Origin of the sequence: Mycobacterium sp. ITM-2016-00318, from assembly GCF_002968285.2 — a bacterium.
Taxonomy (GTDB): domain Bacteria; phylum Actinomycetota; class Actinomycetes; order Mycobacteriales; family Mycobacteriaceae; genus Mycobacterium.
Window position 1 is genome coordinate 3,820,418 of the sequence record NZ_CP134400.1, and the last position, 22,467, is coordinate 3,842,884.

General features: G+C 66.3%; 22 protein-coding genes. 7 read left to right on the forward strand and 15 right to left on the reverse strand.

The annotated features are described in order from the left end of the window. Positions 1–9: 9 nt before the first annotated feature. The 7 genes from C6A82_RS18650 to C6A82_RS18680 are packed head-to-tail and all read right to left on the reverse strand — an operon-like array spanning position 10 to position 8,354. A complete protein-coding gene (locus C6A82_RS18650) occupies positions 10–999 on the reverse strand; it encodes a cyclase family protein (RefSeq protein WP_105344627.1) in 990 nt (329 codons plus the stop codon). Further along, a complete protein-coding gene (locus C6A82_RS18655; RefSeq protein WP_105344629.1) occupies positions 983–1,828 on the reverse strand; it encodes a coniferyl-alcohol dehydrogenase in 846 nt (281 codons plus the stop codon). Before C6A82_RS18655 ends, C6A82_RS18650 begins: the two co-directional genes overlap by 17 nt. Positions 1,829–1,831: 3 nt before the next feature. After that, positions 1,832–3,163, reverse strand: coding sequence for an LLM class flavin-dependent oxidoreductase (locus C6A82_RS18660; RefSeq protein ID WP_105344631.1), 1,332 nt, complete (start codon positions 3,161–3,163; stop codon positions 1,832–1,834). Beyond that, positions 3,160–4,923, reverse strand: coding sequence for an FAD-binding protein (locus C6A82_RS18665; protein WP_105344633.1), 1,764 nt, complete (start codon positions 4,921–4,923; stop codon positions 3,160–3,162). The genes C6A82_RS18660 and C6A82_RS18665 overlap by 4 nt, the downstream gene beginning before the upstream one ends. Continuing rightward, positions 4,920–5,840 (reverse strand): 3-carboxyethylcatechol 2,3-dioxygenase, encoded by a 921-nt coding sequence (locus C6A82_RS18670; RefSeq protein ID WP_233216903.1) that lies wholly within the window; start codon positions 5,838–5,840, stop codon positions 4,920–4,922. Before C6A82_RS18670 ends, C6A82_RS18665 begins: the two co-directional genes overlap by 4 nt. Next, positions 5,788–7,488 (reverse strand): bifunctional 3-(3-hydroxy-phenyl)propionate/3-hydroxycinnamic acid hydroxylase, encoded by a 1,701-nt coding sequence (locus C6A82_RS18675; protein WP_311101412.1) that lies wholly within the window; start codon positions 7,486–7,488, stop codon positions 5,788–5,790. The genes C6A82_RS18670 and C6A82_RS18675 overlap by 53 nt, the downstream gene beginning before the upstream one ends. Before the next feature lie 2 nt (positions 7,489–7,490). Beyond that, positions 7,491–8,354 (reverse strand): alpha/beta fold hydrolase, encoded by an 864-nt coding sequence (locus C6A82_RS18680; protein ID WP_105349201.1) that lies wholly within the window; start codon positions 8,352–8,354, stop codon positions 7,491–7,493. Positions 8,355–8,482: 128 nt separating this feature from the next. Between C6A82_RS18680 and C6A82_RS18685 the strand changes: the two genes are divergently transcribed. Further along, on the forward strand, positions 8,483–9,196 hold the full coding sequence (locus tag C6A82_RS18685; protein ID WP_105349200.1) for an IclR family transcriptional regulator: 714 nt from the start codon (positions 8,483–8,485) through the stop codon (positions 9,194–9,196). A gap of 29 nt (positions 9,197–9,225) precedes the next feature. Further along, the gene (locus C6A82_RS18690; protein ID WP_105349199.1) at positions 9,226–10,839 is read left to right on the forward strand and encodes an FAD-dependent oxidoreductase; all 1,614 of its coding nucleotides are present in this window, start codon (positions 9,226–9,228) and stop codon (positions 10,837–10,839) included. Here the strand turns inward: C6A82_RS18690 and C6A82_RS18695 are convergent. Genes C6A82_RS18695 through C6A82_RS18705 form a run of 3 tightly spaced genes read right to left on the reverse strand, consistent with a single transcriptional unit; the run spans position 10,836 to position 14,144 of the window. Next, positions 10,836–12,062: a cytochrome P450 gene (locus C6A82_RS18695; protein ID WP_105349198.1), complete on the reverse strand. Its 1,227-nt coding sequence runs from the start codon at positions 12,060–12,062 to the stop codon at positions 10,836–10,838. The two genes, C6A82_RS18690 and C6A82_RS18695, sit on opposite strands and share 4 nt — an antisense overlap. 37 nt (positions 12,063–12,099) lie before the next feature. Further along, on the reverse strand, positions 12,100–12,975 hold the full coding sequence (gene meaB / locus C6A82_RS18700) for a methylmalonyl Co-A mutase-associated GTPase MeaB (RefSeq protein WP_105349197.1): 876 nt from the start codon (positions 12,973–12,975) through the stop codon (positions 12,100–12,102). Positions 12,976–12,989: 14 nt separating this feature from the next. Next, positions 12,990–14,144, reverse strand: coding sequence for a thiolase family protein (locus tag C6A82_RS18705; protein ID WP_105349196.1), 1,155 nt, complete (start codon positions 14,142–14,144; stop codon positions 12,990–12,992). 78 nt (positions 14,145–14,222) lie between these two features. Here C6A82_RS18705 and C6A82_RS18710 point away from each other — a divergent pair, with 78 nt between their 5' ends. The 4 genes from C6A82_RS18710 to C6A82_RS18725 all read left to right on the forward strand — a co-directional run bounded on the left by C6A82_RS18710 (position 14,223) and on the right by C6A82_RS18725 (position 16,957). Further along, positions 14,223–14,987 (forward strand): SDR family NAD(P)-dependent oxidoreductase, encoded by a 765-nt coding sequence (locus tag C6A82_RS18710; protein ID WP_105349195.1) that lies wholly within the window; start codon positions 14,223–14,225, stop codon positions 14,985–14,987. Then, on the forward strand, positions 14,984–15,724 hold the full coding sequence (locus C6A82_RS18715; protein ID WP_105349194.1) for an SDR family NAD(P)-dependent oxidoreductase: 741 nt from the start codon (positions 14,984–14,986) through the stop codon (positions 15,722–15,724). Before C6A82_RS18710 ends, C6A82_RS18715 begins: the two co-directional genes overlap by 4 nt. Positions 15,725–15,800: 76 nt before the next feature. Further along, on the forward strand, positions 15,801–16,286 hold the full coding sequence (locus tag C6A82_RS18720) for a VOC family protein (RefSeq protein WP_233217181.1): 486 nt from the start codon (positions 15,801–15,803) through the stop codon (positions 16,284–16,286). 86 nt (positions 16,287–16,372) lie between these two features. After that, the gene (locus C6A82_RS18725; RefSeq protein WP_142406062.1) at positions 16,373–16,957 is read left to right on the forward strand and encodes a hypothetical protein; all 585 of its coding nucleotides are present in this window, start codon (positions 16,373–16,375) and stop codon (positions 16,955–16,957) included. A 7-nt stretch (positions 16,958–16,964) separates the two neighbouring features. Here the strand turns inward: C6A82_RS18725 and C6A82_RS18730 are convergent, their stop codons facing one another. The 4 genes from C6A82_RS18730 to C6A82_RS18745 are packed head-to-tail and all read right to left on the reverse strand — an operon-like array spanning position 16,965 to position 21,001. Then, positions 16,965–17,732 carry an enoyl-CoA hydratase/isomerase family protein gene (locus C6A82_RS18730; RefSeq protein WP_105349191.1) on the reverse strand — a complete coding sequence of 256 codons (768 nt, stop codon included), beginning with the start codon at positions 17,730–17,732 and terminating at the stop codon, positions 16,965–16,967. Beyond that, a complete protein-coding gene (locus tag C6A82_RS18735) occupies positions 17,733–18,821 on the reverse strand; it encodes an acyl-CoA dehydrogenase family protein (protein ID WP_105349190.1) in 1,089 nt (362 codons plus the stop codon). It abuts the gene before it with no gap. After that, positions 18,808–19,620, reverse strand: a complete 813-nt coding sequence (locus C6A82_RS18740) for an acyl-CoA dehydrogenase family protein (RefSeq protein ID WP_105349189.1) — start codon at positions 19,618–19,620, stop codon at positions 18,808–18,810. The genes C6A82_RS18735 and C6A82_RS18740 overlap by 14 nt, the downstream gene beginning before the upstream one ends. Next, positions 19,598–21,001: a class I adenylate-forming enzyme family protein gene (locus C6A82_RS18745; RefSeq protein WP_105349188.1), complete on the reverse strand. Its 1,404-nt coding sequence runs from the start codon at positions 20,999–21,001 to the stop codon at positions 19,598–19,600. The genes C6A82_RS18740 and C6A82_RS18745 overlap by 23 nt, the downstream gene beginning before the upstream one ends. Positions 21,002–21,094: 93 nt before the next feature. Between C6A82_RS18745 and C6A82_RS18750 the strand changes: the two genes are divergently transcribed. Then, entirely contained in the window at positions 21,095–21,394 is a 300-nt protein-coding gene (locus C6A82_RS18750; protein ID WP_105349187.1) for a 2Fe-2S iron-sulfur cluster-binding protein, read from the forward strand. A 1-nt stretch (position 21,395) separates the two neighbouring features. Here C6A82_RS18750 and C6A82_RS18755 read toward each other — a convergent pair whose 3' ends face one another. Continuing rightward, complete coding sequence (locus C6A82_RS18755; RefSeq protein WP_105349186.1) at positions 21,396–22,451, reverse strand: CaiB/BaiF CoA-transferase family protein; 1,056 nt, start codon at positions 22,449–22,451, stop codon at positions 21,396–21,398. Positions 22,452–22,467 lie beyond the last annotated feature (16 nt).

The window sequence follows — 22,467 nt, forward strand, 5'->3', positions numbered from 1 at the left end:
CGTCGTTGCCTACTTGATCGCAATGGGATTCACCGGTGACCCGACCGCGCCGGTCACCCGGAGCGGCGGCGCGATGAGTTGGAATTCGTACACTCCGTCGGCCGCGCAATCGGCGGCCAGCGCGTTGAGGTCCCAGTACTCGCCGAGCATCAACCCCATGTCGCGCAGGCACAGCATGTGCATGGGTAAGAACACGCCGTCGACGCCCGGCACCGGGTTTTCCACCATCAGGTTGTCGGCGGCCACGGCCGCCACCTCGTGGTCATGAAACCACGACGCGCACGTCCAATCCAGCCCCGCGCCGGGTTCGCCGCCATTACCGGTCTGCAGAAACCGTGCCCACCAACCCGTTCGGACCAGGACGATGTCGCCGCTTTCCACTGTGACGCCCTGGGTTCGCGCAGCCTCGTCGAGTTCGGCGGGCATGATCGGCTCGCCGAGTTCACAGAACGTCTCGACGCCGCGCAGACGAACGATGTCGAGCAGCACGCCGCGGGAGGTGATGCCCTTGCCGTCCACCTTGTCGATACCGCAGTGGTAGGCGCCAAGGCTGGTCACCGAGTTCGCCGGAAAGCCGTTGTACAGCTTGTCCTCGTAGTAGACGTGCGACAGGGCGTCCCACTGGGTGGCCGCTTGCAGCGGCATGATGATGACATCGTCGTTGAAGCGCATCGGACCGTTGGTCCAGTACTCGCTGAGTTGAGTCGCCCCCGGGTTCTTCAGCCAGGACGGACCGTACTCGGCGAGAGTGCTCGCGTCGCCGCCATCGATGGTCATCACGTGTAACGGGTTCTGCCGAAAGTGAAAGGCGCCCTGCGGACCCGACGAGCCGAAGTCGACACCGAGCGGAAAAACCTTGCCACGCTTGACGAGGTTCGCGGCTTGCTGGACCTTCTCGTCGGTGATGAGATTCAGCGTGCCGAGTTCATCGGCGTCTCCCCACCTCCCCCAGTTCCGGACGTCGTCGGCAACGCGCCGAAAATCATCCCAGTCGGCCATGGTCCGCCCGCTTCCTCTCGTCAGAGATATCGCCGAACAGCCGCTCGGCGACCGAACCGCCGTCGACCCAGATCACCTGGCCGGTGATGTAACGGGCCGCCGCGCTGTTAAGAAACACCAGTACGTTCGCCTGCTCGTCGGAATCCGCGGCGCGGCCCAGCGGCGTGGTGAACGAGTCGAGGAACTCCTGCCCGTACGCGCTCCGCAGCTGATCGAGAATCGGAGTGTCGGTAACTCCCGGCGCAGTGCAGTTGATCCGGATTCCCTTGGCTCCCAAAGCAGTGACATTGGCCATCCCGTAAAGAATGAGGGCCTCCTTGGCCAGCCGGTAGCCGCCGCCGTCGGCGACGGGCTGCGGATTGCGCTCACACCATGCGATTCCCTCCGCCATCGTCGCGGTGTCCAACAGCCCTACAGTCACAGCGGCGTTCTCCAGGTAGGCCGAAGCTGCGAGCGAGGACACGCTGGCGATCGCCGACCCCGCAGGCATCAACGGCATCAGCGACTCGGTGAAATGGCGTGTCCCGAGGAAGTTGATCATCACCACGCGCATTGGATCACCGATGCCAGACGAGACGCCTGCGACGTTGAACAGCGCATCGACTCGCCCGCCGATGACTGCGACGGCCTGGTCGATCGAGGCCTCATCGGAGAGGTCGATCTCGTGGAACTCCCCGAGCTGTAACGCTGGGCGCCGCTGGTCGAGGCCGACGACCTCGGCGCCGAGTTCGGTGAGCTGCCGGGCGACATGCTCACCGATGCCCGACGCGCAGCCGGTGACGACGACACGCCTGCCGTCGTAGCGCCAGAGGTCGTCGATCCGTCCCATGCCTTATCTCTTGTCAGCTGTCGGATTCCTGCTGTCCCAACCCTGCCCCGACTTCAGCTTCGCCGCAGCCGCTTCGATACCCGCGTTCATCTCCTCCATCGCCAGGGACACCTCGTTGGCGGTGTAGTTCTCGCGGCCGGTCGGCAGCCCGCCGAACGAGTAGGTCTCGTCGAACGTCGGCGCGTTCGACGCGGGCCTGCGGGCCTCGGCCTTCTCCAGGATCGGCTCCATCCGCTTGGCCTTCTCGGCGGCCGACTTCTCGTGCCGCTCGATGAACTCGGGGAGCACCGCCGATCCCATCAGCTCGATGGACTCCATCGTCTCCTCGTGCCGGCGCGGGGTCAGTAGCAGAATCAGTTCGTCGACGCCGCTCTCCTCGTAGCCGCGCAGGAACTCACGCACGGTCGCCGGGCTGCCGATCGGGCCGCGGTCGGGGCCGTAGACGATGCTCGGATCCTTCTCGATCTCCTCGAGGTGGCGCTTCCACACTCCGGTGCGGCCGGGCGTGTGCATGCCGGTCATGTAGTAGTGCATGATGCCGAACGCGAAGAACCCGCCGCCCTTGCCGAGGCGTTCGATCGCCTGCTCGTCGGTGGGCGCCACCATCATCGACAGGTCGCCGCCGATCGCGAGGATGTTGGGGTTCATCTGCGGTGTGATGGGCGCGGCCGTCTCCTCGAACTCCTTGTAGTAGCCGTTCACCCGCTCGGTGAGCGGCCCAGGTCCGGTGTAAGCGAAACTCAATGCGCCAAGGCCCTTCTGCGCGGCCATGGACACCGACGCCGGCCTCGTGCAGGCGACCCACACCGGCGGGTGTGGCTTCTGCAGCGGCTTGGGCACCACGTTGCGCGGCGGCATCTCGATGTGCTCACCCTTGAAGCCGGTGAACGGTTCTTCGATCATGCAGCGGATCGAGACCTCGAGCGCTTCCTCCCACATCTTGCGCTTGTCGGCGGGATCGATGCCGAACCCGCCGAGCTCGCCGACCGACGACGACTCGCCGGTGCCGAACTCGACGCGGCCGTTGGAGACGAGGTCGAGCGTTGACACCCGCTCGGCGACACGGGCCGGATGGTTCACCTGCGGTGGCAGGTGCATGATCCCGAATCCGAGCCGAATGTCTTTGGTGCGTTGGCTCGCCGCGGACAGGAAGATCTCCGGCGCGGTGGAGTGGCAGTACTCCTCGAGAAAGTGGTGCTCGGTCAGCCACACCGTGGAGAACCCGGCCTTGTCGGCGGCCTCCACCTCGTCGAGGCCGTCCTGGAAGAGCTTGTGTTCGTCATCGTCACTCCACGGCCGCGGGAGTGGGAATTCGTAAAACAGCGAGATCTTCATCTGGTTACCTTTCGGTGCGAATCGAGTGTCGAATCGGATTTACTGCCACCGGGTTCCGGCAGCTGGTCTTCGATGTGCTTGGCGGCGACGTAGCCGAAGGTCATGGCCGGGCCGATGGTCGCGCCCGCGCCGGCGTAGCTGCGGCCCATGACCGCCGACGAGGTGTTGCCCACGGCATAGAGCCCTTTCACCGCGGTGTCATCACTGCGCAGAACGCGGGCGAACTCGTCGGTGCGCAGTCCGCCCGAGGTGCCGAGGTCGCCGAGAATGATCTGAAATGCGAGGTACGGCGGCTTGCCGAGCGGACGCAGGTTGGGGTTCGGCAATGTGGGGTCGCCGTAGTAGTTGTCATACTTCGAGTCGCCCCGATTGAAGTCGTCGTCATGGCCCTTGCGTGCCAACTCGTTGAAGCGGTCGGCGGTCTGGCGAAGCTGCGCCTGCGGCACCCCTATCTCGGCGGCGAGCTGCTCGAAGCTGTTCGCCTGCTTGACGATGCCCGACTCGAGCCACGCCTTGGGCACCTTCCAGCCGGTCGGCACGGGCGCGAACGGCACCTTGGGTATCGGCAGGTGCCCCCCTACCACGTACCGGTGAAACGACCGGATATCGGTGATCAGCCAGCACGGAATGTGTGCGACACCGGTGTTCTGTCCGTCGATCATCGCGTGCGCGAAGTCCATGTAGGGCGCCGCTTCGTTGATGAAGCGCTTGCCTTCGCCGTTGACCACAAACTGCGAAGGCATCATCCGCTCGTTGAGCATGAACTGCAGACGGCCGTCGGGCCAGCACATGGCGGGAAACCACCACGCCTCGTCGAGCAGGTCGGTGGAACCGCCGACCTTCTCCCCCGCACGGATGCCGTCGCCCATCGATGCCGGATTGCCGAAGCTCCAATCTTTCTCGAGCACCGGCAGATGTTGTCTGCGCCATTCCATGTCGTGGTCGAAACCACCCGCGGCGAGGATGACGCCGCTGCGCGCACCGATGCGGTGCTGCCGTCCGTCGCGCTCCACCACCGCGCCGACCACCGCGCCGTCGACGTCGGTGATCAACTCCGTCATCGGCGAGTTGAGCCACAGCGGGACGTCGTGCTCCTTCATCGCCAATCGCATGCGGGCGGCCAGCGACTGCCCGATGGCAGCCATCCGGTCCCCGAAGACGCGCGCCCGGAACATCCGCCAGATCAGCTTGAGCAGCACCGCCTTGCCGCGCCAGTTCTGCCGCACCTGGTAGAACAGCCGAAGATCCTTGGGCGCGAACCAGATTCCTTTCGGAGCCAATGCGAGCGGCTGTAGTAGATTCTGCTCTTCGTCGCCGAGCTTGCGCAGGTCGATGGCCGGCACGTTGATGGTGCTGCCCAGTTCCGAGCCGCCGGGCAGCTCGGGATAGTAGTCGGCGTAGCCGGGCTTCCAGACGAACTCGAACCACCGGCTACGGGCCTCGAGGAACTCCATCATCTCCGGTGCGGAGTCCACGTACTGACGCAACCGGGCGTCGTTGACGAGGCCGTCGGTAATCGTCTTCAGATACTGGAAAACGCCTTCGGGATCGGGAGCGTAGCCCGCTTTGCGCTGCGACGGCGCGCCCGGCACCCAGATGCCGCCGCCCGACAGCGCGGTGGAGCCGCCGAAGTGCGCGGACTTCTCGACGACCAGGGCATCGAGTCCGGCCGCATCGGCGGTGAGCGCGGCGGTCATGCCGCCGCCTCCGGAACCGATGACGAGGACGTCGACTTCGGTGTCGAATTCGTCTGTGGTCATGACGCAGGCACCGCCGTCCTGACGGCGAATCCCGCGATCAGCTCCGGAGCCGCCCGGTAGAAGCGGTTCTCGGTGACGTACGCGCCCTGTGCGGCGAGCGCCGCGAACGCCGCGACCCAGGTCCGGACCTCGTGGGCGGAGTTGCCCGCCTCGTGCGCCATCCACGACGTCGACCACCCGTCGACGTCGGACAGATGGCCGCTGTCGACGATTTCCAGGAAGCGGTGGTCCCACTCCGGGTTCAGCGGCGCCAGCGCGCTCTTCCCGTGCGCAAATGTGTTCGCCGCCTCGATCACCGCGGACTGACGCGCTTGGCGCTGCTCCGCTGACATCGGCTCACCGAGCACGATGCGGCCGTGAGCGGCGGGCGGTGCCGTCGCAAGTGTCGGCACGGGCGGGTCGTGCGACAGTCCACCGGAACCGATGACGAGCACCCGCTTGTCCAGCGAGGCGAGATAGCTTCCGACCGCGCCACCCAGTGCCCGCGAACGTCTAAGGGGGCCAAGCGGTGTGGCGACGGAGTTGATGAAGATGGGGATGACGGGTTTGGCGGCCGCGTCGCCGAACAGTGTCTGCAGCGGCTGCACTGTTCCGTGGTCGACATCCATGCTGGCCGAGATCGCGACGTCGACATCGGCGGCGAGCACCGCTTCCGCCAGGTCTGTGGCGATGTCCTCGGGAACGTCGAGTGGGCCCTCCTGGGTTCCGTAGTCACCGACACCGGTGGCCTTCGTGCTGATGCAGAACGGCGGCATCATCCGGTAGAAGACGCCGTTGTAGTGATCCGGCGAGAAGATGACGACGAGCTCTGGGTCGAAGGCACGGACGAATTCCCGCGCGTCGGCGAGCGCGCCGTTGACGGCGTCAAGAAGATCCCGCGACGGTCCCGGAAGATTCAGAAGCGGGCTGTGGGACATACAGCACAGGCTCAGTGACATCAGTACCTCCTCCCTCGGTCAGATGGAGCGCCTTGAAAAGCGACGCGCTCATTTCGGGAGCGCGCTGCGCGATGCACGCACCGGCGATGCAGCGGTCGGGGCGCAGGAACAGCACCGAATCGGTATTCGCGTCGAACCACGCCTTGAGCGCGCCGGTGCGGTCGCCGACGATGACGACGTCGGGGTCGTCGTGTCCGGGCCACCGCAGCTGTGTCATGGGCCGGGCCGCAACGAATGTGGCGCCCAGCGCCTTCCATCGATCGAACGTGTCGTCGCCCAGCAGTGCGCGCGGATTGTTGCTCCAGCACAGCACGGCGAACCCGGTGCCGAGCACATCGTCGAGCAGAGCGTTGCACTGTTCGCGGGTGTCGACACGGGGCTGGATGAACAGGGTGCCCGTCGGCGAGTTCTCCGCGCGGGGCTCGCAGTGGTAGACCGCGCCCTGCTCGTACCGCGGCATCGGCTTGAACCGCATCTCGAGCACGTACCGCTTGAGTGTGGGCACCAGCGACGCGCCGTGAATCAGCTTGTCCCGCAGCGTGGCAACGCGCCGGTTCGTGGGCGAGATGACACGGCCAACCAACGTGGACAGGTCGATCATCGCCCTGGCGTGCTTGCGCCGTTCGACGTCGTAGCTGTCCAGCAGCGCGTCCTCGGCCTGCCCGTTGATCACCGCAGCCAGCTTCCAGCCGAGGTTGGCGGCGTCGCGGATGCCGCTGTTGTAGCCCTGGCCCTGCCATACCGGCATCAGATGCGCCGCGTCGCCCGCGATCATCAAGCGGCCCTTCCGGAACGCGCCCGCGATTCGCGAGTGGTGGGTGTAGACGCGGTGGCGGATGATGTCTACCCGCTCGGGATCGGGGACCATCTGCTCGAGCATGCGCCTGACGAACGCGGGGCTGTCGGCTTCCTCGTCGGACTCGTCGCCGTGGATCATGAACTCGAACCGGCGAATTCCGTGGGCGATCGATATCGACACATACGGCCGCACCGGATCGGCGCCGACTTCGCTGTTCGGATGCCCCAGCGGGTCGTTTGCACAGTCGACGACCAGCCAGCGCGTCGACGAGGTGGTGCCGTCGAAAGACACCCCCATCAGCCGCCGGGTCGCGCTTCTGCCGCCGTCGCAACCGACGACGTAACGAGCCGACACGGGTGCGTGGCCGCCGGCGAACTCGACGGTGACACCGTCGGCCGCCTCCGTGCAGTTCTCCATCCGGTGGTCCCACCGCACCTCGACGTTGTCGAACCGGTCGAGTCCGGCAAGCAGTTCAGCATCGACCATCGGTTGCACGAAACCGTTGCGCTTGGGCCATCCGAAGCGCGCATCGGGCGGCGCCATCTCGGCGAGCAGTTTGCGCTTCGAGTCGAAGAATCGAAGGATCTGGTTGGGGACCGTGTGCGGAAGAACCTGTTCCACCAGCCCGATCGACTGGAAGGTGCGCAGCGCCTCGTCGTCGAGTCCGACGCCGCGCGGGTAGTCGATGAGGCTGTCGCGCTCGTCGACGACCAGTGTGCGAACACCCTGCAACCCAAGGATGTTGGCCAGGGTGAGACCGACGGGGCCGCCCCCGACGATAACGACGTCGGGGCTCGCCCCGGTGACGATGTCGAACGTCTCGGCCATGGTCAGCGCCCCAGCAGGAAGTCCACGTGAAGCCGGTTGAATGTCTTGGGATCCTCGTACTGCGGCCAGTGACCGCAGCCGGGCATGACCTCGAACCGGGCGCCGGGGATCATCGAGGCGATCCGCCTGCCCTCGGTGACGTCAGCCGTCGGGTCATCGCTCGTCCAGACGACCAGCGTCGGAGCGCTGATCGCGCCATAGTCGTTGGGGCCGAGCAGATTACGGGCCCGGATCTCCGGATCCTGCAGCGCCATGATGTCACGCATCGCGTCGACGAAGCCGGGCTGACGGTAGATCCGCTGCCTGCTGGCGACGATGTCGTCGTAATCCTTGGTCTTGTCGGCCATCAGCCACTTGATCCTGGCCTGCACCGTCTCCCAGCTCGGCGCCTCGACCGCGGCCATCGACAGCGTGATGATCCGTTTCATCACCTCGGGGTCGGCCTGCGAACCCCCCGCGGTGTTGAGCACCAGCCGGTCGATCCGGTCGGGATGGTCGATGGCGGCGCGCGATGCCACCCATCCGCCGAGCGACTCCCCGCTCAGATGCACCCGCTCGGCGCCGATGGCGTCGAAGACCGCCAGCAGGTGTGACACGTAGTGGACGACCTCGAGCGGATGACCGGGTTTGTCGGTGTAGCCGTGCCCGAGCATGTCGATCGACCAGGTGGAGAAGTGCTCGGCGTGCGCCTCGAGGTTGCGCACATAGGCCTCGGCGTGACCGCCGGAACCGTGTAGGAGCACCAATGCGGGCTTGGCCGTATCGCCTGCGTGCAGATATCGGGTGCGCACTCCGCCTGCATCGAGGTAGCCCTGCGAGAACGCGATGCCCTGGAGATCGCTCCAGACGCTTTCGTGCTCAGACACCCCGCCACTCCTCTTGCCGGCGAGAACCGAATTCTCGCAATTTGTAAGCACTCTGCTCATTTATCGCACATACACGTGCACTATAGTCAGAGCATCACTCTCGGAATTCCGTCTGTCAAGGAGGGGCGATGCCGAAGGCCAGCAATGAAGGCGCCGTCGGTGCCGGAACCAACAACGCACCCGGTTCGCAGACCCTGGCCCGCGGTCTCGCCGCCTTGCAGTTGGTCGCCGCCGCTCCGAACGGCTTGACCGCCCAGCAGGTGGCCGACGACATCGGGGTGCACAGGACGATCGCCTATCGGCTACTCACCACGCTGGCGCAATACCGATTCGTGGCCAAAGGTGAAGACGGCCGATACCGGTCGGCGTCGGCGCTCGCGGTGCTCGGGGCGTCCTTCGACAACAACGTCCGGCAGTTGAGCTTGCCCACCCTGCGCACGCTGGCCGACGAGCTCGGCACCACGGTCTCGCTGCTCATCGCGGAAGGCGACCAGCAGGTCGCCATCGCGGTGATCGTGCCGACGAACGTTTTCTACCAACTGTCGTTTCACGAGGGCAGCCGCCATCCCCTCGAGCGAGGGGCGGCGGGCATTGCCCTGCTGGCCAGCATGCCGCCACGGCCGGGCGAGCGCGATCTCGTGCCGCAGACCCGCAAGCAGGGTTGGGTCATCACCCACGGCGAGGTCGAGCCGAACACCTTCGGTCTCGCCGTACCCGTCAAGCGCAGCCCGCCGTCTCCGCCGACGTGCATAAACCTCATTTCGCATCGCGAGGACGTGGTGATGGGTGGCCGAGACTCGGTAATCAAGGCGGCAGGAGAGTTATCCGCGATCCTCAACTGAGGGTCCGTCAGCCGAAAGGATGTGCACCGGTGACTGGTTGGGACAACGAAGTCGACGTCGTCGTGCTGGGCAGTGGTGGCGCAGGCCTGACAGCCGCCCTGACCGCCGCGGCCAACGGCGCATCGGTGGCGGTGTACGAGAAAGCCGCGACAGTGGGCGGGACCACCGCGGTGTCCGGCGGCATCGTCTGGATACCCGCGCATCGCCGGTCGCCCGACGGCGAACTGACCGAAGCCGACGCACTGCAGTACCTGGAGGCGCAGTCGCTGGGTGTGATGGACCGCGAACTCGTCGAGACGTTCGTGCACACCGGTCCGGAGATGCTCGACTTCGTCGAACAACACAGCGAGCTGCGATTCGAGATCGCCGAGGGTTTCCCGGATTACAAGCCCGAACTGCCCGGCGGACGACCGACGGGCGGCCGCTCCTTGAACGCCAAACCCTTCGACCTGGCCCGCCTCGGCGACTGGAAGGAGAGGATCACGTCTTTTCCCGCCGACTTCAGCAACGTCGGCATCGACGCCGAGACGCGTGCGCGGATCCACGCTGATGTCGACAGCGAAGGGGGTGACTACTGCGTTGCGGGGACCGCACTGATCGCCGGGCTGCTGAAGGGACTCCTCGATCGCGGCGTGACACCGCAGACCGACGCACGGGCGATCGAACTGATCGCGGCTGACGGCGCGATCGCAGGTGTCCGAATTCACCTGAACGGCAACGATGTCCGTGTCAGGGCTCGTGCGGGCGTGGTGCTGGGCACCGGCGGCTTCGAGTGGGATGAGGCGCTGGTCGATGCCTTCCTGCGCGGACCGATGCGGGGCCCGGTGTCGCCACCGAACAACACCGGCGACGGCTTGCGCATGGCCATGGCACACGGCGCCGACCTGGCCAACATGGGTGAGGCGTGGTGGGTGCCGATCATCCAGATCCCCGGCGACACGTTCGAGGGCAAGCCACGCAGCCGCAGCGTGCGGCTCGAGCGGACGCGACCGCGAAGCATCATCGTCAACCGGGCCGGTAAGCGATTCCTCAACGAGGCAGGCGAATACAACTCGATGGCAGGCCCGTTCCACCATCTCGACCCGCGCCACGGCTACCTCAACGACCCCGCGTGGATCGTGTTCGACGACCAGCATCTCAAGCGCTACGGCTTCCTCGGTGTCGAACCCGACGGCCCGGTGCCCGCCTGGTTCTGCCAGTCGAGAGACCTGGCCGAACTGAGCGAGAAGACCGGTATCGACGCCGACGGCCTGGCCCGCACCCTGGACGCGTGGAACGAGAAAGTGGCCAACGAGAGTGACCCCGACTTCGGCCGTGGCTCGAGCGCTTACGACGGGTACTGGGGCGACAATGACGCCGCGACGACCGCGGGTAAGACCCTCGGGCCGATCGACACGGCGCCGTACTATGCGGTTCCGGTCACGGTGGGCGCGATGGGTACAAAGGGCGGACCGCGCACCGACCGCGACGGGCGGGTGCTGCACGTCAGCGGTGAACCGATACCAGGGCTGTACGCAGCAGGGAATGCGATGGCGGGTGCGACGGGTAAGGCCTACGGCGGTGCGGGCGGGACCATCGGACCGGCAATGGTTTTCGGCTACCGCGCCGGGCACGCGGCGGCGACGGGTACGTCGGTCTCCTAGCCCGCCACGCGAACCGGAACGTTGCACCAGCCCAGGACATTCGTCATGTGCACTCGCTTCAGGCCTGATCGGTCGATGTCGTATCGCGGGATCAGATCGAGCAGCGTGTCCAGCGCCATCCGGCCCTCCATCCGGGCGAGTGCGGCGCCCAGGCAGCTGTGGATGCCGTAGCCGAAGTTCAGGTTGTAGCCGACCTTGCGCTCGCGATCGATGTCGAAGCGGTCGGCGTCGGGGAAGAACCGTTCGTCACGGCTGGCCGAGCCGTTGATCAGCAGGACGGGGGCGTCCTTCGGAATCGTCTTGCCGTACATCGTCACATCGCGCGTTGGGGTGCGGATCTGATACTGCGACGGTCCCTCGTACCGCAGTAGCTCCTCGAAGGCCGCCGGGATCTTGCTACGGTCGTCCCGGAGTTTCTGCCACTGGTCGGGGTTGTCGGCGAACACCACGACGGCGTTGCCGACCAATTTCGTCACCGTCTCGGCCCCGGCGCCGCCCAGCATGGTGCAGAAGCCCGTGATCTCGACGTCGTCCAGTCTGCGGGTCTCGCCGTCCTCGGTGACCTCCGCCTCGATGAGCCCGCTGATCATGTCGTCCTGCGGCTTCTTGCGGCGTTCGGCAATGAGCTCGTAGTAATAAGCGGCGGATTTCATCACCGCTTCCATGCTCTCGTCTGACACACCAAGTCCTTCGCGCTCGAGTCCCTTGTCGAGCCAATGCCGCAGTTGCTGCCTGTCGGCGGCCGGCACACCGAGCATCGAGGTGATGACCTCGACCGGGAACAGTGCGGCGAAGTCCTCGACCGCGTCGAACGACGACGGATCGAGCTGGTCCACATAGCGATCGATGGTCTCTCGCACAAGCGATTCCAGCGACGCCACCGCTCGCGGGGTGAAGACGCGGTTCACCAGCTTGCGCATCCGCTCGTGTTCGGGTGGATCCAGACTGATGATGATCTTTCCCATCGCAGCCTCACCCCGCGCGGTGGCCTTGACCATGTCGAGGGTGACGCCCCTGGCCGACGAGAAGGTTTGGTGATCCCTGATCGCCGCGGACACATCGTCGTAGCGTGTCAGCGCCCAGAAATCGTACTTGTCGCTGTAGTACAGCGGTGCCTCGTCGCGCATTCGGCGGTAGGTCTCGAACGGCATGTCGAAGTAGTCGTCGGAGTACGGATCGAAGACGACGGGACCACCCGAAACCACTGGACTTGTCACGCTCACTGCTCAACTCCGTTCCGTTGTCGCACTTTGTACCAGATCACGGCTCCACCGGGATGGCGAACAGCTGCTCAGCCGCGGTGTAAGGATCGGTGCGGCCCTCGGCGACGAGCTCGGCCATCCGATCCAGGTCGGCATGGCTTCGCAGCCGGGTCTGCGCCAATGACAGGATCTGCGCACGGGCGCGGGCCTTGCGGCGCTCCGGGTTGTCGGCACGGGCGTGCGCCTCAATGGCTTCGACCAATTCGGGGATGCCGTCGCTTTGCGCGGCGATGAGTTTGAGGATCGGCGCGTTGGTCTCGGCGCGAAGGTCGCGCACGGTCTGGTCGGCCCCTTCGCGGTCGGCCTTGTTCACCACTACGATGTCGGCGACTTCGAGCAGTCCGGCCTTCGCGGCCTGAACCGCGTCTCCCGCGCCGGGATTGAGGACGACGATGGTCGGGTCGGCGATCGCGGCGATCTCGATCTCCGACTGTCCGACGCCGACCGTCTCCAGCACGATCAGGTCGTAGGCAAGGGCGGCGAGCAGTCGGGTCGCCGCGGGCACGGCGGCAGCGAGCCCGCCGAGGTGACCACGGGTGGCGATCGATCGGATCAGTACGTCGGGATCGTTGATGTGTGCGGCCATCCGGATCCGGTCGCCGAGAAGCGCGCCGCCGCTGTAGGGCGACGAGGGGTCGACCGCAAGAACGGCGACCCGTCTGCCGCGTGCACGGTAGGCGCTGACGAGCGCGGCGACGGAGGTGGACTTCCCCGCCCCTGGCGGCCCCGTCAACCCGATGATCTGCGGGGCGGTCGCCGCTCCAAGCGCTTGGAGGACTTCGTCGCGGCGGGGGCTCTCGACAAGGCTCAACAAGCGACCGGCCGCTCGGGTGGACCCGCCGCGCGCCGCGGTGATGAGCTCGTCGACTGTCATATCGAAATGATGGCCTAGGAAGCCGGTACCTCGATGACGGTCGCCGAACCCATTCCGCCACCCGCACACATGGCGGCCACCCCTATTCCGCCGCCACGCCTTCGCAGTTCGTGCACGAGTGTGACGAGCATGCGGGCGCCGGTGGCAGCCACGGGATGGCCGAGCGAACAACCGCTGCCGCTGACGTTCACGATGGCGGGATCGATGTCGAGAAGCTTGATCGTCGCCACGCACATCGCGGCGAAGGCTTCGTTGATCTCGAAGAGGTCGACATCGGACACCGAGAGACGTGCGCGGGCAAGGGCTTTCGGAATCGCCTCGACCGGCGCAAGGCCCGTCGACGCCGGATCGACACCGACCGACGCCCACGCCTTGACGGTCGCGAGCGCGGGCAGCCCGAGCCGGTCGCTGGCGACCGCCAGTATCGCTGCGCCGTCGTTGGCGCCACAGGCATTGCCCGCGGTGATCGAGAACCCCTCGATCTCGGGGTGCAGCGGCTTCAGGCCCGCAAGCTTCTCGATGCTGCTGTCACGCCGCGGATGCTCGTCGACCTCGAACAGGCCGTGCGGCGTGTCGATCGGCACGATCTCTTCCTTGAAGCGGCCCTCGTCGATGGCCTGGACCGCCTTGCGGTGCGACCCAAGCGCCCACTCGTCCATCTCCTCGCGGGTCACCCCGGCCTTGACCGCGGCATTCCAGCCGACGGTGATCGACATGTCCATGTTCGGCGCATCCGGCCGGTCGGGGTGTGTCGGCGGGAACCACGGCACCGTCTCGCTGTCGTTCTCGCCACCGATCTGACGGCGGGTGAACCGCGGGGAAGTCGACGCCGAGTTCACCCCGCCCGCGAGCACCAACTGATCCATGCCGGCGCGGATGCTCGCCGCGGCGCTCTGCACAGCCGCCTGGCCCGCGGCGCAGTGCCGGTTCAGGGCCAGCCCGGGCACCGACGTCAGGCCGGCGGTCAGTGCGGCGTGACGTGCCACGACGCCGCCGCCGTAGAGGCCCTCACCGAGGATGACGTCATCGATCGTGCCGCCGCCAAGGTCGTTGACGGCGCTTCCCACCACATGGTCGGCGAGCCGATAGGCGTCGGTGTCGCGCAGCGTGCCTTTCATCGCGGTTCCGATCGGCGTACGCAGGGCGGACACGATGACGGCTTCCGGCATGAAGGTGGCTCCGTTTCGATCGGCGTGAGAATGCTATTCTCTCTCTTCGAGAGTGCCAGTTGCAAGAAGGGGAACCATATGCAAATCGCCGGTAGCTCCGCGATTGTGGTGGGCGGTGCGGGCGGCCTCGGTGAGGCGACCGTGCGCAGGCTGCACGGCGCGGGAGCCAAGGTCGTCGTCGCCGACCTCGCCGATGACAAGGGCAAAGCGCTGGAGAGCGAGCTCGGTGTGCGCTACGTGCCCACCGACGCCACCTCCGAGGAATCCGTCAACGCGGCGATCGCTGAGGCGGTGTCGCTGGCCCCGCTGCGGATCTCGGTCGACACCCACGGCGGTCCCGCCGCGGGCGGCAGGCTGATCGGCAAGGACGGCTCCCCGCTTGACCTCGACGGCTTCAAGAAGACGATCGAGTTCTACCTGACCGCGGTGTTCAACGTGATGCGGCTGACGGCCGCGGCGATCGCGAAATCCGAGCCGCTGGAAGAGGGCGGCCGCGGCGCAATCGTCAACACCGCATCGATCGCGGGTTACGAAGGCCAGATCGGCCAGCTCCCCTACTCGGCAGCCAAGGGCGGCGTGCTCGGCATGACACTGGTGGCCGCACGCGACTTGTCGCCGCTGGGCATCCGCGTCAACACCATCGCTCCCGGAACCATCAACACCCCGGCGTACGGCAAGGCCGCCGACCAACTCGAGCAGTACTGGGGACCGCAGGTGCCGTTCCCCAAGCGGATGGGACGCTCGACGGAGTACGCGCAGTTGGCACAGAGCATCATCGAGAACGACTACCTCAACGGCGAGATCATTCGCCTCGACGGGGCGTTGCGCTTCCCGCCGAAGTGACGCTTGCGGGCAAGGTGGCGTTCGTCGCCGGTGCCAGCCGCGGCATCGGCGCGACAATCGCCGCTGCACTCGCCCGCGAGCGCGCGGCGGTCGCGGTCGCCGCACGCTCCGAGGAGACGGGCAAGCTGCCCGGCACCATTCATTCGGTCGCCGAGGCGATTTCGTCCTCGGGCGGCCGCGCGCTCGCGGTGCCGTGCGATGTCACCAAGGAGGAGTCCGTCGAGGCTGCGGTGGCCGCGACCGTGGCGGAGTTCGGCGGCATCGACATTCTGGTCGCCAACGCAGGCGTGCTGTGGCTGGGGCCGATCGAGTCCACACCGCTGCGACGTTGGCAGCTGTGCCTCGACGTCAACCTGACCGGCGTCTTCCTGGTGACCAAGGCTGTCATCCCGCATGTGCGCGCACGAGGCGGCGGGTCGTTGATCGCGATCACGACCACCGGCGTGACGATGACCGAGCACGGGTCGAATCCCTACTGGGTGTCGAAGGCGGGCGTCGAGCGGCTGTACGCGGGGTTGGCGGCCGATCTGAAGCCGGACAACATCGCCGTGAACTGCCTGAGCCCGTCGCGGGTGGTGCTGACCGAAGGCTGGCAGGCCAGTGGGGCCGGAATGGAGATACCCGACGAGATGGTCGAGCCGCCAGAGGCGATGGCAACTGCAGCCGTCCTTCTCGCACAACAGGACAGCGGGGGGGTCACGGGCACCGTACAGCGCTCCGAAGCCCTCACCTTCTGACCGCGAGAATGCAGCCAGGGCTGTTGATTCCGCGATTTCACAACCCTCAGTGCTCTCTCGGCGCAGTGTGAGCGGCATGCCGCAGCTCTTGGGAATCTCGCACATCGACCTGACGGTTTCCGACTGCGACCGTTCCGCGGCGTGGTGGCAGGACGTCATGGGTTTCACGCTGGTGAATCGAGTCAGTCGACAAACCTACGAATGCCGCAGCCTGATTCACCCGTCCGGCGTCGCCGTCACCGTCATGACGCACGATGGGACGTCCGAGGGTGGCCCCTTCGATGAACGGCGGGTGGGGCTGGATCACCTGGCATTCCACATCACCGACTCGGACGAACTACGCCATTGGGTGACACACCTGGACGAGCTGGGCGTACATCATTCCGGGATCATCGACACCGGCTACGGACCAACTATCGTGTTCCGCGACCCGGACAACATCCAGCTCGAATGCTATGTCCACCCGAATCCGGTCGATATGACGTTGACCGACGCCGATTCTCCAGAGGCGCACCAATTGCTGCGCGGCGCAACCCAGCCTGCGGTCGCTGAAGTGCAGTAGTCCATTACTGAAGCCGCCCGCCCGACCGGCCGCGAGCATCGGTGACGTGAGCGGTCTCGCTCGCCTACTTCGAGAAGGGGTATCTCGTGTTCTCAGAACTATCTGTTCGCAGGGTCGTGGTCGGCTCGGCGCTGGCCGCTGGAGTCGGTGTGGCGGGGATGATCGGAGGGGGCACGGCCGGTGCGGCGCCGGGTATCTCCTACGACGGCGGCCCCGGTGACCCGATCGGATTCGGGGACAACTCGGCCACCGGTGCGCAAGCCAGCGCGTCGGACAACAACAAGGCTCTTGCAATCAGCTTCTTCCGGCCCACGACGGCTACGGCGGACGGCTTCAACAGGTTCGGGAACAAGGTGCTTGCGGTCGACGGCACGGCCGGCTTTCTCACCAACTACGGCAATGAGGCTCCCGACGACCACGACAATAACGTGGTGGCGATCAACGGCACCGCAATGGTGCACGGTGAGTGGACCAACACGCTCGCCGTCGGCAGCAAGATATCCAACAGGTCCACCGGCGAAACCTACCCGGGTGGCGGCCAGCATTTCGTCTACAGTGGCCCGTTGGCTACGTTTCCCATTGTCGTGCCCAACACCGTGGTAGCGGTCTGCGGACAGCGGGTGGCGGGGAGCCAGGACGTCTTCGAGACGTCCGGAAACTGCCTGTCGTAGGCGCCGCCTACTTGTCCTTGGCGATCAGGCCGTCGACGATCTTGTTGAAGTCGGCGGTGCCGAACGACACGTACTCCGCGAGGTTCGCATAGTCGAGCGAGGCCATCACCGCCTGCTCCAACTGGATGTTCATCAGCCGCTTGGTGGCCTCGACCGCCTGCTGCGGCAGCTCGAGTAGTTTCTTCGCGCAGGCGATCGCCTCGGCCACCGGGTCGTCCACGACGTGATTGGCCAGCCCGAGTTCGACCGCGCGCGCAGCCTTGATCCGCACACCCGTCAACGCGAACTCCTTGGCCTGCAGCAGGCTGATCTGCGAGCCCCACACCAGCGGGCCACCATCGGCGGCGACGAGGCCGATCTGCACGTGCGGGTCGGCGAAGTGCGCGGTCTCGGCGATGTAGACGATGTCGGACAACGCCGCCAGGCTGCAGCCAAGTCCGACGGCAGGGCCGTTGACGGCGGCAATCACCGGAATCCGGCAGCGCACCATGCCGATGACGAGGTCGCGGCCGTGCTTGATCGTCTTCTGCCGCAACGCTTCGTCGTTGCGCAGCTCATCGAGGTAATTGAAGTCGCCGCCCGCGGAGAACGCCCGGCCCGCGCCGGTGATGACCGCCGCCCGCGCGCCGACGTCCTCGTTGAGCGCCTCCCAGATCTTGGCCAGGCCGACGTGCAGGTTGTCGTTGACTGCATTCAGCGCGTCGGGCCGGTTCAGCGTGATGATGCGAAGCGCACCCTCGGCCTTGACGTCGATTTCGTCCGGCATTCCATACATCTAGTTCCCCAATCCGAGAATGCGTTGCGCGATGATGTTCTTCTGAATCTGGCTGGTACCGCCCATCACGCTCTGCGCGCGGCTGTACATGTAGGCGCCGAACATCTCTTCGTCCGACGAACCGACCGTCGCAAGGGCGGCGTGCCCGACCGACTGCTCCACCCACGTCATCAGCAGCTTGTCCAGCGATCCCTGCGGGCCGTGCGTCAGTCCGTCGAGTTGTTCCGACAGCCGCCTTCGCACATGCAACCGCAGCATCTCGGTCTGCACCCAGGCCCAGGACAGCTCCTCGGGTGGGGGACCGTCGATGCGGGACGCCAACTGTCGCACCGTTTTTCCGTAACGCGCGGAGAAACCCAGCGTCGACGGCTCGCGCTCGTGGCTGACCACGGTCATCGCCAGCTTCCACCCGCCGCCGGGCTCGCCGATCATGTTCTCGACGGGCACCCGCGCGCCGTCGAACTCGAGCTGGCCGAACTCCTTGGTGACACCGCTGATCATCTTCAGCGGGCGCTGCACGATTCCGGGCTGGTGCATCGACACGATGAACGCCGAGATCCCTTTGTGTTTGGGCACCTCCTTGTCCGTCCGGGCCAACACCAGACACCAGTCGGCCACATCGGAGTAACTGGTCCAGACCTTGTGACCGTTGATGACGTACTCGTCACCGTCGCGCACCGCCGTCGTCGTCAACGACGCCAGGTCCGACCCCGCGCCAGGCTCACTGAAGCCCTGGCACCAGCGCTCGGTTCCCTTGATCATCCCGGGAAGGAAGCGTTGCCGCAGTTCCTCGTTCCCGTGATGGCTGAGCCCGACGACGAGATAACCCAGGCTCGGCCGCGCAGGCGCGCCTGCCTTCGCGATCTCCTCGTCGACGATCACGTCATACACCGGCGGCAGGTCCTGACCGCCGTACTCCTTCGGCCACGAGGTGCCGAAGAAGCCCGCCTCGTACAACGCGACGTGCCATTCACCGGCTTTGGCCCAGTATTCGTCCCCCGACGTGGGGAACTTGCCCTTCTGCTCGGTCAGCCAACCGCGCAACCGTTCGCGGAACGCGGCCTCCTCCTGCGAGTCACGAAAGTCCAATGGTCAACTCCTCCAGCTTCGCAGGCCACGCCTCGGTGGCGCCGAGCACCCGGCGCAGATACACGTGCGCGAGGCACTCCCACGTATTGCCGATACCGCCGTGTACCTGAATGGACGTCTCGCACACCGTCAACGCCGAACGCGCGCAATAGATCTTGGCCACGCGGGCGGCTTCCACCGCCTCGTCGACGGGCAGTTCGTCGACGGCCCACGCCGCATGCCGAAGCACGCTGACGCAGCCCTCGATCAGCGCCGAGCCCTCGGCGAGCAGATGCCGGACCGCCTGATAGGAACCTATCGTAGCGCCGTACTGCTCGCGAACCTTGGCGTACTCGGTTGCCAGGGCATGGGTTCCGCGGGCGGCGCCGACGATGTCAGCCGTCGTCGCGGTGAGGGCGAGTGCGTGCCAACGCCCGGCGTCCTCCTCGGCCGCCTGCCTGAGCTCGGCCGGCGCCTCGGCAACGCCGACAAGGCTTCCCGTCAGATCGACCGACGTGATCCCGGCAGCCGACGACAGCGGTTGTCCGATCCTGTGTGACAGGTCGTCGGCCAGCACCGGACCAAGGAACGGCACGTCCACCAGTCCTCGCGCGAACTCCTCGGCAACGATGGCCACCTCGACTCCAGAGGCGCCGTCGCTGCGCAGAGTGCGAAACCCCGTGCCGTCGACGGCTTTCTCCAGCCGAGCGATGCGGTTGGCGTCATCGAGATCGGCGACCGACGCCGGCCCGAGGTCGGCGGCCACTTCGGCGGCGGCCTCGCGCAGCTGCCGCTGTTCAGCCGTCAGACGGACGTCCATGACGCTCCTTCAGCACTCGGCGCAACACCTTCCCGGAAGGCAGTCGCGGAATCTCGGGCACGAACACCACCCGTTTCAGTTGTTTGTACGACGCCAGCCGGTCGGCCACCAGCGCCATGAGTTCGTCAGCAGTCACCGGACCGCGCGTCGCGACCGCTGCGACGACCGCTTCGCCGTCGGCCACATCGTCGACGCCGAAGACCGCGCAGTCGTCGACCGCCGGATGACCGTGCAACACGGCCTCGATTTCGGCGGGCGCCACCTGGAACCCCCTGACCTTGATCATCTCCCTGGCCCGGTCGGTGATGCGCAGCCAGCCATCGGCGTCCAGAAAGCCGACGTCGCCGGTGCGATACCAGCCGTCGGTAAACGCCTGCGCAGTGGCCTCATCGGGTAGATAACCCGCCATCACCGAATCCGATCGAGCTTGAATCTCACCGACTTCGCCGGTCCCGGCAGGCGTCCCGTCCTCGAGCGACACGATGCGCAGATCGACACCGGGTACCGGGCGTCCCACGGTGTCGAGCTTCGCGCCCTCGAGCGAGTTGCACGTGAGAACTGGCAATTCGCTGGTGCCGTACGCGGTCACCCAGCGCACCCCTGCCCTCGCGGTGACGGCCTCGGCGACGCTCTGCGTGACCGGGGTCGCGCACCACATCACGTAGCGCAGCGACGACAGGTCATAGGAATCGAGCTTCGGATGGGCGGCCAACGCCAGCGCGATCGGGGCTACGGCCATTTCGATGGTGATCCTGTCGGCCTCGATGTGGTGCAGCATCTGATCGATGTCGAAGCGGCGGTGCAGCCGGACCCACGCGCCGGTGTCCAGCGCCATCACGATGTTGAGCAGTCCGAGGATGTGCGACGGCGGCGTGACGATCTGCATGCGGTCCGACGACGTCAGACCCAGTGCGTCGCGCCAATGCTCGACGGCCACTGCGAACGCCGCGTGCGTGTGCCGGACGGCCTTGGGCATCCCAGTCGTACCCGAACTGAACACGAACAGCGCGTCGGAGTCGGCGGAAGGGGGCTCGAACAGCCGCTGTCCCGGGGTGACCGGGTCATCCAACGGCAGCATCGGCATCAAGCCGGCGAGCACCGGATGGTCGCCGACGGCGTGCGACGGCTTGGTCACCGCCAGCGCATGCTGGACCTCGGCCTGCCGCCACGCGGGGCTGAGCAGGACGGCCGCGGCGCCGAGCCGCCAGATGGCGCGCAGCGCTACGACGAACTCCGGCCGGTTAGACGACATCAGCGCCACTCGATCGCCGTGCCGGACGCCTCGATGCTCGAGCGTCGTCGCCATGCCGTTGGCCAGCGCATCGAGCTCGGCCAGCGAGTATTCGCGATCGTCGAAAGCGAGGGCGGCCGGCTGGCTCACGTCAGCTCACCCGCCCTTCGGTACCGTTGCATGAATTCGCGAGAACACCCTATCCTAGAGTGAGAATAGTATTCTCGTAGAAACAGAATCTCAATGGCGCAAGGAGGTCAGATGGCCGTCGAGGGGACCGTGACGATCCTGCTCGACCGACAGAAGGCTTCGGTTGCGCGGGTCGAGGACGAGACCCTGCTGGAGAGCGCGCGGCGGGCCGGCCTTTCGCCGCCGTTCAGTTGCGAGGCGGGCAACTGCGGCACCTGCATGGCCAAGCTGATCGAGGGCAAGGCGACCATGCGCGTCAACGACGCACTGGACGATGACGAGGTGGCCGAGGGGTACATCCTCACCTGTCAGGGCGTGCCGGACACCAAGTCGGTGACCGTCGAATACGAGTGACTCACTGCGGTGTGCTCCTCAGATGGGCATGCTCGTCGAGGCGTGGCGCAGGCCGGTACTCAGGCTCGTAGCCCGAGACCCGTATCGGGCTGCCGACCAGCCGGAACTCGCCCGCCGTCACGATGACCTCAGGCGTCGCCTCGAGTCCGTCGGGGAGGCTGCGCACCGCGGCGGCGGGGATACCGAGCCGACGCAGCCGCGCCTCCCAACCCTTGGCGGTATCGGTGGCCAACGCCTCGGTGACGACGGCGAGCACTTCCTCGCGCTGAGCCGAGCGCTCGGCCATCGTCGGAAACCCGGAGACACCGGCTTCTGTGCAGAACAGGCGCCAGAACGCGTCGTGCGTGATGAACATCGCCAGGTAGCCGTCTGCAGTCGGAAACAATTGCGCCGGCACGTAGTACGAATGCGCGCCGTTGGGGTGCCGCTTCGGCTCGATCCCGTCGTTCAGCCACGCCGACGCCTTGTAGTTGAGCTGTGACATCACCACGTCGCGCAGCGAAACCTCGAGCTGCCCGCCGCGGCCCGAGACGATCTGGGACACCAGCCCGAGCGCCGCGGTCAGGCCGGTGGAGTTGTCGGCAGCCGAATAGCCGGGCAGCGTGGGCGGACCGTCGGGGTCGCCTGTCATCGCAGCCACGCCCGTGCCCGCCTGGATCACGTAGTCGAACGCCGGGTCGTCGCCGCCGTCCATCCCGAAGCCGGTGAGCGCGACGCAGACGATCTTCTCGTTGTACTTCCGCAGTGCTTCATAGGTCAGCCCGAGCCTGCGGATGGCCGACGGCTTCATGTTCACCAGCAGCGCATGGGAATCCGCGACGAGCTCCGCCAGTTGCTTCTGGCCGGCCTCCGACCGCAGATCCACACAGACGCTTTGCTTGTTGCGGTTCAGGCTTGCGAAGTAACTGTCGCTGACCTGACGGGATATCTCGCCGTCGGGCGGCTCGATCTTGATCACCTCGGCGCCGAGGTCGGCGAGCAGCATCGTGGCGTACGGACCGGCGAGCATGACGCCGACCTCGAGTATGCGGATGCCCGCCAGCGGTCCTGCATTCATCGCGCGCTCATCCGTT

Bases quoted from the DNA above. Each gene is read 5' to 3' on its own strand.
- C6A82_RS18730 (WP_105349191.1), bottom strand. From the start codon at position 17,732: ATGTATGGAATGCCGGACGAAATCGACGTCAAGGCCGAGGGTGCGCTT.
- C6A82_RS18710 (WP_105349195.1), top strand. From the start codon at position 14,223: ATGCAAATCGCCGGTAGCTCCGCGATTGTGGTGGGCGGTGCGGGCGGC.
- C6A82_RS18650 (WP_105344627.1), bottom strand. From the start codon at position 999: ATGGCCGACTGGGATGATTTTCGGCGCGTTGCCGACGACGTCCGGAAC.
- C6A82_RS18655 (WP_105344629.1), bottom strand. From the start codon at position 1,828: ATGGGACGGATCGACGACCTCTGGCGCTACGACGGCAGGCGTGTCGTC.
- C6A82_RS18670 (WP_233216903.1), bottom strand. From the start codon at position 5,840: ATGTCCCACAGCCCGCTTCTGAATCTTCCGGGACCGTCGCGGGATCTT.
- C6A82_RS18750 (WP_105349187.1), top strand. From the start codon at position 21,095: ATGGCGCAAGGAGGTCAGATGGCCGTCGAGGGGACCGTGACGATCCTG.
- meaB (WP_105349197.1), bottom strand. From the start codon at position 12,975: ATGACAGTCGACGAGCTCATCACCGCGGCGCGCGGCGGGTCCACCCGA.
- C6A82_RS18665 (WP_105344633.1), bottom strand. From the start codon at position 4,923: ATGACCACAGACGAATTCGACACCGAAGTCGACGTCCTCGTCATCGGT.
- C6A82_RS18685 (WP_105349200.1), top strand. From the start codon at position 8,483: ATGCCGAAGGCCAGCAATGAAGGCGCCGTCGGTGCCGGAACCAACAAC.
- C6A82_RS18675 (WP_311101412.1), bottom strand. From the start codon at position 7,488: ATGGCCGAGACGTTCGACATCGTCACCGGGGCGAGCCCCGACGTCGTT.
- C6A82_RS18740 (WP_105349189.1), bottom strand. From the start codon at position 19,620: ATGGACGTCCGTCTGACGGCTGAACAGCGGCAGCTGCGCGAGGCCGCC.
- C6A82_RS18660 (WP_105344631.1), bottom strand. From the start codon at position 3,163: ATGAAGATCTCGCTGTTTTACGAATTCCCACTCCCGCGGCCGTGGAGT.
- C6A82_RS18705 (WP_105349196.1), bottom strand. From the start codon at position 14,144: ATGCCGGAAGCCGTCATCGTGTCCGCCCTGCGTACGCCGATCGGAACC.
- C6A82_RS18720 (WP_233217181.1), top strand. From the start codon at position 15,801: ATGCCGCAGCTCTTGGGAATCTCGCACATCGACCTGACGGTTTCCGAC.
- C6A82_RS18755 (WP_105349186.1), bottom strand. From the start codon at position 22,451: ATGAATGCAGGACCGCTGGCGGGCATCCGCATACTCGAGGTCGGCGTC.